This is a genomic window from Dapis brunnea BLCC-M229, assembly GCF_050015995.1.
Taxonomy (GTDB): Bacteria; Cyanobacteriota; Cyanobacteriia; order Cyanobacteriales; family Microcoleaceae; genus Trichodesmium.
Genome location: NZ_JBNHEP010000105.1, coordinates 34,398 through 45,034, shown reverse-complemented (window position 1 = coordinate 45,034; position 10,637 = coordinate 34,398). Strand labels below are relative to the sequence as shown.

Below are 10,637 nucleotides of genomic sequence, written 5' to 3'. Positions count from 1 at the left end.
ACTTGAGCTGTTAAGGTAGTTCCTACTTTTTAAGGGAGTAGGGAGTAGGGAGTAGGAAAAAAATATTGTTCTTTCCTAACTACTAAAGTTATTATATAGCAGACAAGCAAAGTGTGAGGACATTGATAATTAAAATGCTTGACAACCAATAGTTTTGACTTGAGCTGTTAAGGTAGTTCCTACTTTTTAAGGGAGTAGGGAGTAGGGAGTAGGAAAAAAATATTGTTCTTTCCTAACTACTAAAGTTATTATATAGCAGACAAGCAAAGTGTGAGGACATTGATAATTAAAATGCTTGACAACCAATAGTTTTGACTTGAGCTGTTAAGGTAGTTTCTACGCAGGAGGCTAGCTGAATCCTTAAAGCTATAGCAATCAGGAATCAGATGTGAGAATTGAAGTGTTTCTTAAAAGAATAGAGTATAGCAGTTATCTTATTCATTGATATACATTTTTTCCTTCTTCTCTGTTCCCTGTTCTCCGTTCCCCGTTCCCTAAAAATTTCCAATATCTCACAACTCAAATCATATTGCTATATAATATGAAATCCGGCTATTAAGACAGATCTTCTGTTAAATACAAATTTAAAAATTCAATAGTTCAAATCCTCTCTTTCTCCTGATACCAAATCCGGTTAATTGCACATAGAATCCGGTTATATGATATATGTTTGTAATTTCTATAATTACTTCAATATTCAATCCCCCATCTCCCCATCTCCCTATCCCCCCAACTATATAATAAGTATTCAACCAGATTTGATATGACTCCTCAACTCCTTACTTTTATCTCGCACCAATATTGCAGCATCAACCGCCGATAACCCAGAAACATCAAATTTATAAATACTACCACCTCGTTTCTCCAAATCATAATTATAGGTTTTATCGTAATAGTGAAGAATTAAATCTGAAGCTGCTGCTAAATTTCCTTCCCTCAGAAAATTAATCGTTTCTTTCGCTCGCACACCTCCCAACCGTCTGCGAATACGTTCAGTAGCAGCAATCAAATCATTAATATTCGCTTCTCCATATGTTTCTACCAAAAAGGCGACCCTTTCCTGACGACTCCGACTTATTTCTATCACTGTCGCTCTTTCCATTTGTGCAAAAATCTCCTGGGGAATACGACACACCCCAATGCTCTTACTCTCAGCTTCTACCCATAAAGGTTGACTCCGGTCACACTTCGCCCATTCCATTGCCACAAAATTCCAAAATTGCTCGTTCGTAGGTTGAGGTAACTGCCCCAAAGCACCAAAACTACTACCTCTATGGTTGGCAAGAGCTTCCAAGTCTAACACTTGTTCCCCCATATTTTTTAAACCACGCAATATTTCTGTTTTGCCACTACCAGTCATTCCACCCAAAACAATAATTTTTTGAGGAATTGAAAATAGAGAAAGCCCCCAACGCCGAAACCCTTTATAACCGCCGATAAGTAGAGTAGCATTAAATCCAGCCGTTTCCAGTAACCAACCAACAGAAGCACTACGCATTCCACCTCGCCAACACTGAATTCTAACTTGACGGTCTGGAGCTAAAATTTTGGCATGGGCAACAAAATTAGCTAATTTCGGACCAGCTAGGGCTAGCCCTAGCTCTACAGCTTCATCTTTGCCTTTTTGTTTATAACAAGTTCCGACTAGGGCACGTTCTTCATTATTAAATAGAGGGAAACTAACAGCACCAGGAATATGACCTTGAGCATATTCGGCGGGACTGCGAACATCAAGAATAATTCCCGGTGCTTGGAAAAATGCGTCTGGTTTGAGAGATTTTGACATATTAGCAAGAAGGAAGGAAAAAGGAAGAAGAAAGAAGTTTGAATAAATCCTGTAACTTCTTGTCGGAAATTGCAGGGTTGATTATTTTACAAATTCTCTAATCTTAATTTTAAGAATTGGTATAAAATTCTATCATGTTTACTCTGGGAAGGTGTTATGACTGCAGGCCAACAGTTACGTCAAATATTAGAACAACCAGGAACTTTGGTGCTGCCTGGGGTTTATGATTGTATTGGAGCAAAAATTGTGGAACAGATAGGATTTTCTGCTGTGTTTACCAGTGGGTTTGGCATTTCTGGTTCCACTCTTGGTCGTCCTGATTATGGTTTTCTCACTGCTACAGAAATGCTCTACAGTGTGAGGCGTATTACTGAGTCGGTGAATATTCCTTTGGTAGCTGATATTGATACTGGATATGGCAACCCGTTAAATGTAATTAGAACTGTGACTGATATTGTGAATATGGGAGTTGCGGGAATTATTTTGGAAGACCAAGAATGGCCAAAAAAATGCGGTCATTTTGAGGGTAAACGGGTTATTCCAATGGCGGAACACGTAGAGAAAATTAAAGCAGCAGTTCACGCTAGGGGTGATAGTGGTTTAGTGATTATTGCTCGGACTGATGCTCGTGCGCCTTATGGTTTGGACGAAGCTATTAAGCGGGGACGTGCTTGTGCTGACGCTGGTGCAGATGTGGTTTTTATTGAAGCACCTCAGTCAGTGGAAGATTTGCAGGCGATCGCTACTGCTTTTGAGGATGTGTATTTATTTGTAAATATGATTGAGGGTGGAAAAACTCCAGTTTTGTCTGGTCAGGAGTTGGCAGAAATTGGTTTTAAAATAGTCGTTTATCCTTTGTCTGGATTATTTTCTGCGACTAAAGCAATGATAAATTGTTATAGTCAATTGTTTGAAAATGGAACTACAGCAGGGTTAACAGATATTGTTTCTTTCCCAGATTTTGAAGAGATTATTGAAGTACCTAAATATCGAGAGTTGGAACAAAAATTTTCAGTTGATTAGATTAGATTTATTGCCGAAGGAAATCAAAAATTAAAGAAGCACTCAGCGATCAGCAAAATTATTTTTTTAAACCCTAGTTCTAAAAGCTGATAGCTAGTTAATCAATACCAGGAACTTTTTGATATATAAAAGAAATCTGGCAATTAAAATCTATACTAGTAAAATTGACTTCTTCTCCCCTGCTATAAGTTTGAGAAATCCAAATTTATTGTTCGTTTTTCCGAAAACATTCTATACTCATCTGAGACTGACTAACTAATACATATTCAGGGCTTACGCAAAGACACTAAAGACACTATCTATAGCGTATGGTAATGTAGAGCGATGTAGCTGCCGCTAGGCTCCGCCAACGCCTCAAGACAAGTATCATTATGAAAACAAGAGTCAAAAAATACCTATCAAATAAAAACAGCTCTGAATTTGATTGTGGGTTTCTTCAGTTCTTGGAGCAGATAATCTCAGAGCAATTCATGTTTGACTTTATAAATGGTTTTTCCTATTTTTACTGCTAATCTTTTTCAAAAATTCCCGAGTAACATCCCACAAACAATATGATTTATTTGAATTTGTATCAGACGACATTGACAGGAGCATAGACCTGTTAATTGCTTAATTTATCTGTGAAATTATTCAATTTCCCATCTGGTTTGAGATTCAAATTCTACATCATATTTGCTGTATTGGTTCAAGTCATTAGACATATCCATAAAAGAGGAAAAACTTAACTGGAAGGAAAAAAATTGATAATTTATGGATAATAATTGATTTTATTTTAGATTTTCGCAAATGTCTATTAGTAGCAATATATTCTGTTCTGTTGGTAGAAACAGTTGCCCAGAACAGCTTTACTTTTTGATATCTCGGAAAACCTTTGATTTGAATGATTTTTCCCGTTCTTTTTTCTGATTTATTCCAGCTTAATTCAGCAATATTTTGATATTTTTTTACACCACCAGTATCATCTACGCGCGCGATTTATTTTTAAAGTGAAAATTCATATCGATCACTTTATACAACATTTCTAGATAATTAGATTCTCGATAATTATATAATCATTAGAGTATTTTGATGAAATTTATTAACATGGAGCAACACCCACCAAACTTAGGTCAGTACACTATATATAGCGTCTTTGTCTAAGTCCTGATAATGATACTTATATATCTTAAGAATCGCTCTACATTACCATACGCTATATGGCGAGTACAGTCTATTTCTACGTCCTGATTTACACACTCAGCGCAAAGCAGCATTGGCACCTGGTCTAACTGGCGCAACATTAGCAGAATATATTCCCCAGATTAATGACATTATTTACCAAAGTCTTAAAACATGGAGTAGCAAAAAAATTCACCTATATCTAGCAGTGGAGAAAATTAGCTTTGATATACTTACTCCCCTACTATTGGGAATTAGCTTAAACGACTCCGAGGCTAATACCTTTGAGGGATTACCAGTTTCTTCAAAAGCAGAATTAAAAGCTTTATACAAAACCTATTTTGACGGTTTTTATGGATTACTGAAATGGGAATCTCCTTTAACTGCTTATGGTCGCGGAATAAAAGCACGAAAAAAATTGATGGAATTTATGGATGCAGTTATTAAGCGACGACTGGGAGAAGGGGGAAGTATTAATGCTACTCAAGACTTCTTGTCAATGATGTTAGCTAGTCAGCAGGAAAACCCAGATGGAATATTTAGTGATACTCTGATTAAAAATCAATGCCTTTTACAATTGTGGGCATCCCACTACGAAATTTCTGGATTTGTATCTTCTCTAATATATCAAGTTGGAAAATATCCCCAGATATTGCAGAGGTTAAGACAGGAACAAGAACATATATTGGGTGAAAATAATAATATTAGTCAATTTTCACCAGATCATTTAAAACAAATGATTTTTCTGGAGGCAACAATTAAAGAAACTCTTCGCACCTTACCACCAAGTCCTACTGCTAGTCGTCGGTTAACTAAATCTGTCGTAGTTGATGGTATCCTCTATGAAAAAGGCTGGACTTTAATTGCAGAACCCAGGGTAGCTCACATTATCCCAGAACATTTTGAGGAACCAGAGAAATTTGAGCCAGAGCGTTTTTTGCCAGAACGTAATGAAGGTCAGATGTACAAATTTATCCCTTTTGGTGGTGGGGTACACGCTTGTTTAGGGGCGCAGATGGCAATGATAGTTAGTAAAGTTTTTGCATCTCATCTGCTACGGATGTTTGAGTGGAAAATTATAGGAGAGCCAAAGTTTGTTCAGTTTCCCATTAAGAGAATTAAAGATGATTATCAGATTGAAATTAAACCTAGGGTAAAAAATTAAATATACATTCTAGGTTTACTTTAAGTAAAAAGATTTGTATGAGTTAGAGATAAACACCATGAGTTGACTATTTTTCTATAATTTTACAAAAAATACTTGTTTTATAAGTACAATTGATTTATATATAATAAATTATATACCCCAAAACTATAGCGCTATAGTAATAATGACTTATATTGGAACCAAAGAAGCTGCTTTTTTATTAGGTATTTGTTGTCAACGAGTCAGATATTTACTTCATCAAGGTAGAATCAAAGGTGCTTACAAGGATAAGAAAAGAGGATTTTGGCAAATCCCTCTTTATGGAAAAAGACAAATGCCTATTGTTAAACCAGGTAAAAGAGGTCCTAAAGGTGTCTGGTGTCATCACAGGCGCGAGAATCCGACTAAGATTCATGTTAATCAACATTGCATTAAAGCAAATGGCAAGAGAATTAAAAAAGATCCTCTTATGACTCCTGACCAACTGATACCAGTAGTTACCTTGAAGCAGACAAATCGTAACGATATGGGTTATCAGATGATTCTTGATGGTCCGTGTCGTATAGTTTATAAGCCTTATGAACCCTTGCCTTGTGGCGCACATTTGTGGATTGAGACTCACAAGCCAGTGCAGTTTGTAGATACTCAGTTTAATCCTTGTACCGCTAGGCGACCGTATAAAGATATATGTTGATATGCAAATATTAATTCCAGGATTATTTCTAACTGTCTGCTTTTGTCTAGGCGCTCTTCCTCTAACTAATTTAATAGTTAAAAATCTGGCAAATATTGACTTAACAAAAGTTGGTACAAGTAACGTTAGTGTGGCAGCCGCATTTGTTCACGCACCTAAACCCTTGGCAATAGTCGCGGTCTTAGGAGAAATTAGTAGAGGTATTGCTCCTGTTTTGGCAGCAAAATTATTATTTCCAGAAATTCCTACTTTGCAATTAGTAGGATTAATATTTTTAGTGGTAGGTAGATATTTTATTGCTCAAGGTGGTGGTGTTACTAATGCTAGTTGGGGAGTTTTTGTTTATTCTCCTGTTGTTGCATTTGCTTCGGGAATTACAGGTTTTTTAATATTAGTAATAGGTAAACAAATCTTTCCTCGAAAAAATCAAAATATTCGACAATGGTCTGCTCGTTTGGGATGTCTCAGTAGTTTTTTATGGGTTTTATTATTTCGCCACGAACCGTCTTTTTCTGAATTTTTGGCAATGGCGGGGTTAGTCATTTTCTTAGTAGTAATAAATTTTCGTCAAAGTGATGATATGGCTTTACAGAAACAACCTAGATTTTGTCTTGATAGTGAACTTGACCATAAAATTTGTGGAGAAAAAGCAGCTAGATTAGCTCTACTCAAAAAAGCTGGTTTTAATGTTCCTGATGGTTTTGTTTTACCTGCACTTGAAAATGGAAATAGGGAATTAGTAATAGAGGGTGGGGTGAAAAAATCTATTCCTGATTCTCGGTTCTCGACTGGCTTTTTTTCAGCAGATAAAATTTTGGATAAATTAAATGAAATGTCTTGGAGTTTTCCCCTAATTGTTCGTTCTTCAGCAGTTGGGGAAGATAGCGATAATAGTTCGGCTGCCGGACAATATAAAACTATTTTTCCTGTGAGAAATCAAACGGAATTATTAGAAGCGATTAATATCTGTCGTCAATCTTATTGGTTGCCAGAAGCTGTTGCTTATCGGCGACAAAGAGAAATTCCTCATGCAGAAATGGCGGTATTGATTCAGCCTTATATTATGAGTCAAGTCGCCGGAGTAATGTTTACTCGTAATCCTTTGGATGGTGGTGGAAAAATAATTATTGAAGCTCTGCCTGGGGGTGCAGAAAAAGTTGTGGGTGGGCAGTTGACTCCTGTGCATTGGGAAATTGTTGAAGAAGGAAGAAGGAATCCCCCCTTGCCCCCCTTTGAAAGGGGGGAGGAAGAAGGAAGAGGGAAAAAGTCGATGGTGACTCAAACTTTAACCAATTTTAAACATCCTGTAGACGACAGGGTATTAAACCCAAAAGAAAAAGATAAAAATCAATTTTTAGAGCAGGTAAAAACTCAGGAGATTTTGCCTCCAGAAATTACTCAAGAATTGGTAAATCAAGCAGAGGCAATTGAAGGATTTTTTCATGGTTTGCCTCAAGATATTGAATGGTGTTGGGATGGGAAAAAAATTTGGATTTTGCAAAGTCGCCCGATTACTAATTTGAGACCTATCTGGACACGAACTATTGCAGCAGAGGTAATTCCAGGGGCTATTCATCCTTTAACTTGGTCGATAAATCGTCCTCTGACTTGTGGAGTTTGGGGAGAAATTTTTACTATTGTTTTAGGGGAAAAGGTAGCAAAGTTAGATTTTACTGAAACGGCAACTTTACTCGGTTCTCATGCTTATTTTAATGCCAGTTTGTTAGGGGAAATTTTTAGAATGATGGGTTTGCCGGAGCAGGGTTTAGAGTTTTTATTACGAGGGCAAAAAATGGGAAAACCGCCTTTGGTAAAAATCTGGTCTGCTTTGCCTGGTTTATGGCGTTTGATTCAAAAAGAAATGACAGTCGATTATGAGTTTGAGCGTGACTATCATCAAATTTTTGTTCCAGCACTAGAAAGTTTAGAGAATAATTTTAAACAAAATTCGTGTCTGTCTTTATCAGAATTATTGGCACAAGCGGAAAGAATTCAGGAATGGTTAAAACCGATTACTTATTACAATATTTTGGGTCCTATAGGTTTGGCAATTAGGCGATCGCTCTTTGGTGTTTCTGAGGAATGGTTGCCTACTGATACTACTCCAGAAATTGTTTCGATTCGAGAATTACAAAGGTTGGCAGTTAAGTTAAAAATGGCAACTAATTATGATGGGGAAATAGAGGCAGAGTTTGAGGAAAATCAGGAATTACAAAGGGAGTTTCAGCAATGGTTAGAAAGTTATGGTTATTTGAGTGAGGTTGGTACGGATATTGCTGTGGCAACTTGGGGAGAAAAGCCGGATAATTTCCGTGATTTATTATTTGCCATGACTCTGAAAGGTGAGGGGGAAAGAGAGAATTTTTCAGTAAGGTCTTTAAATTTATGGCAGAGGTGGCGACTGGCGCAATGTGCAAAACGTGCGAGAACTAAGGGGAAAATTGCTGAAGTTTATGGGAAGCTTTTGGCTTATTTACGACAGACGTTTTTGGCAATAGAAATAGAATTCAAAAGTCAAAAGTCAAAAGTCAAAAGTGATGAGCGACAAGAAAATTTAGAAGTTTTTGAAGAAAAGGGTGATATTTTTTATTTGGAATTTGAGGAAATTCGGGAATGGATTCTATCTACAGAATCCCCCCTAACCCCCCTTGGTAAGGGGGAAATGTTGAGTCAAGAAGCTAGCGTAGGTTGGGTTGAGGAAGGAAACCCAACAAAAAGATTCCCCCTAACCTCCCTTGATAAGGGGGAAATATTTGAAGAAGAAAACCTAACAAAATTTGATACAGAACCTCCTGTAGGTTGGGTTAACAAAGGAAACCTAACAAATAGTGTAGGAGTTGAAGAACAAAACAGAAGAGAATTTAATATAGTTTCTTCCCCCTCTTCCCTCTCTCCCCCCTCTTCCCCCTCTTCCCCCTCTTCCCCTTCTCCATCCTCTTCCCACACTCTCAAACAATTTATCCGTGAAAGAAAGGAACAGTTGGAAAAAGATAGCGATCGCCAAGTTCCCTCTGTAGTTTATGGGAATGTATTACCGCAAGAAAGTCGGGAAACTATTTCTACTGAGGAAAATGTTTCTATTTTACAAGGGATACCGGGAAGTGTTGGTTGTGTAGAAGGTTATGTCAAGGTTTGTCGGAGTTTAGAGGTAAATCTTGCTGAGTCGGAAAATCTAATTATAGTTGTGCCTTATACGGATGCTGGTTGGGCACCTTTGTTATTGAAGGCAAAAGGTATTATTGCTGAGGTGGGGGGGCAGTTATCCCACGGAGCTATTATTGCGCGGGAGTATGGTATTCCGGCAGTAATGAATGTTTCTGGAGCGATGACTCGTTTACAGGATGGGCAAAAAGTTAGGCTTGATGGATATCGGGGTACTGTGGAATTTATTTAATCAGGAGTCAGGAGGTATATTTACGATCCCCCTAAATCCCCCTTAGAAAGGGGGACTTTGAAAGCTCCCCCCTTTCTAAGGGGGGCAGGGGGGATCTAATTATTATGGCTAATTAATGAGACTTGATATTATTCGTAAAAGATAGTAATAATTGGAAAGGGAGAGCATCACTTATATCTGGAATCTGCTGTAATATTACTTCGTTACTTCTTACTTCTTCCTTCTATGCCAGGAACTTTTTGATAGATTAATTCTATCTGACAATTAAAATCTAGACTAGCAAAATTAACTTTTTCTCCCCTGCTATAAGTTTGAGAAATCCAAATTCCTTGTTCATTTTTCCGAAAACATTCTATGCTCATCTCAGACTGACTAACTAATACATATTCTTGTAGACTTGTAGCAGTTTGATAATCGGCAAATTTGCCTCCTCTATCAAATTTAGCTGTGTTTGGAGACAAAATTTCTATGATTAAAGAGGGATAAAGAATAAAGTCTTCATTTGAACTTAAATCCCGTTCATCAGAAGTTACTACCAGATCGGGATAATAATAACAATTAGCTTCTTCTAGTCGAATTTTAATATCAGAATTAAGTACAAGACAATCATTATCCAGAAGATGATTCCCCAATAATGCGCCTAAATTACTAGCAATAATAACGTGGGGTTTATTTACCCCTACCCTTGCATAAATTTGGCCTCGTCTATACTCATGTTTAATCGGACTTTGTCGCTCTCCTGCTAAATAGTCTTCTGGAGAAACATAGAATTGATTTTGGTTAGCTAGCATTGAGTTTGACTCTGCTATTTTTACTGTTATATTATATCAATAACTTAATAGTTGGAAAGAGCGATCGCCTATTAATCAGGTGTCAGGAGGGAAGAGTTGGAGACCGCCTATTTCCCTCAGAGAAAATTGATTTTAAATTACCTCATTTCAATAATCTTCTCAAGATGATTTCTCCATCTCTGAATATAATTTTGAAACTAATTTCGTCGGATAAGTCCTCTTGTCTGTTTTCCCTGAAAACTTGGTGTAAAAAATATAGATAGTTTTTGTGAACAATTTGAGTATTAGGATGTTCTTCTCCTAGTAGTTGCTTATATATCTCCAATGCTTTCAGTAACAAAGGTTCTACTTTTGTGTATCGCCCTTGCAAGTAGTAGAGACTGCCCAGATTGTTGAGACTGTTGGCAACATTAGGATGTGAAGAGCCTAAAAGTTGTTTTTTCATCTGTAATGCTTTCAGTAACAAAGGTTCTGCTTTTGTGTATCGCCCTTGGTTAGAGTAGAGATTACCCAGATTGTTAAGACTGCTAGCAACATCAGGATGTTCTTCTCCTAGCAGTTGCTTATACATCTCCAATGCTTTCAGTAACAAAGGTTCTGCTTTTGTATATCGTCCTTGTTTGGAGTAGAGACTTCCCAGATTG

7 protein-coding genes and 1 pseudogene are annotated in these 10,637 nt (G+C 37.1%); 4 read left to right on the top strand and 4 right to left on the bottom strand.

Features of this window, described 5'->3' with window-relative positions:
* Positions 1 to 748: 748 nt before the first annotated feature.
* Positions 749 to 1,786 carry a tRNA 2-selenouridine(34) synthase MnmH gene (gene mnmH / locus ACP6PM_RS12905; protein ID WP_426585166.1) on the bottom strand — a complete coding sequence of 346 codons (1,038 nt, stop codon included), beginning with the start codon at positions 1,784 to 1,786 and terminating at the stop codon, positions 749 to 751.
* A 156-nt stretch (positions 1,787 to 1,942) separates the two neighbouring features.
* Here mnmH and ACP6PM_RS12900 point away from each other — a divergent pair, with 156 nt between their 5' ends.
* The gene (locus ACP6PM_RS12900) at positions 1,943 to 2,809 is read left to right on the top strand and encodes an isocitrate lyase/PEP mutase family protein (protein ID WP_426585164.1); all 867 of its coding nucleotides are present in this window, start codon (positions 1,943 to 1,945) and stop codon (positions 2,807 to 2,809) included.
* Between the two features lie 542 nt (positions 2,810 to 3,351).
* Here ACP6PM_RS12900 and ACP6PM_RS12895 read toward each other — a convergent pair.
* A pseudogene (locus ACP6PM_RS12895) lies at positions 3,352 to 3,775 on the bottom strand (hypothetical protein); the annotation flags it as partial.
* Between the two features lie 196 nt (positions 3,776 to 3,971).
* Here ACP6PM_RS12895 and ACP6PM_RS12890 point away from each other — a divergent pair.
* From ACP6PM_RS12890 to ACP6PM_RS12880, 3 genes are all read left to right on the top strand, one after another.
* Positions 3,972 to 5,132: a cytochrome P450 gene (locus ACP6PM_RS12890; RefSeq protein ID WP_426585180.1), complete on the top strand. Its 1,161-nt coding sequence runs from the start codon at positions 3,972 to 3,974 to the stop codon at positions 5,130 to 5,132.
* Positions 5,133 to 5,298: 166 nt separating this feature from the next.
* Positions 5,299 to 5,808, top strand: a complete 510-nt coding sequence (locus ACP6PM_RS12885) for a hypothetical protein (RefSeq protein WP_426585162.1) — start codon at positions 5,299 to 5,301, stop codon at positions 5,806 to 5,808.
* A gap of 1 nt (position 5,809) precedes the next feature.
* Positions 5,810 to 9,202, top strand: a complete 3,393-nt coding sequence (locus ACP6PM_RS12880) for a glycerol-3-phosphate acyltransferase (RefSeq protein ID WP_426585160.1) — start codon at positions 5,810 to 5,812, stop codon at positions 9,200 to 9,202.
* Between the two features lie 203 nt (positions 9,203 to 9,405).
* Here ACP6PM_RS12880 and ACP6PM_RS12875 read toward each other — a convergent pair whose 3' ends face one another.
* Together ACP6PM_RS12875 and ACP6PM_RS12870 are read right to left on the bottom strand one after the other, a co-directional pair.
* Positions 9,406 to 9,993 (bottom strand): Uma2 family endonuclease, encoded by a 588-nt coding sequence (locus ACP6PM_RS12875; protein WP_426585158.1) that lies wholly within the window; start codon positions 9,991 to 9,993, stop codon positions 9,406 to 9,408.
* A gap of 142 nt (positions 9,994 to 10,135) precedes the next feature.
* Complete coding sequence (locus tag ACP6PM_RS12870; protein ID WP_426585178.1) at positions 10,136 to 10,633, bottom strand: tetratricopeptide repeat protein; 498 nt, start codon at positions 10,631 to 10,633, stop codon at positions 10,136 to 10,138.
* Positions 10,634 to 10,637 lie beyond the last annotated feature (4 nt).

Excerpts from the sequence above, each read along its gene's own strand:
- mnmH (WP_426585166.1), bottom strand. The coding sequence starts at position 1,786 with ATGTCAAAATCTCTCAAACCAGACGCATTTTTCCAAGCACCGGGAATT.
- ACP6PM_RS12900 (WP_426585164.1), top strand. The coding sequence starts at position 1,943 with ATGACTGCAGGCCAACAGTTACGTCAAATATTAGAACAACCAGGAACT.
- ACP6PM_RS12885 (WP_426585162.1), top strand. The coding sequence starts at position 5,299 with ATGACTTATATTGGAACCAAAGAAGCTGCTTTTTTATTAGGTATTTGT.
- ACP6PM_RS12880 (WP_426585160.1), top strand. The coding sequence starts at position 5,810 with ATGCAAATATTAATTCCAGGATTATTTCTAACTGTCTGCTTTTGTCTA.
- ACP6PM_RS12875 (WP_426585158.1), bottom strand. The coding sequence starts at position 9,993 with ATGCTAGCTAACCAAAATCAATTCTATGTTTCTCCAGAAGACTATTTA.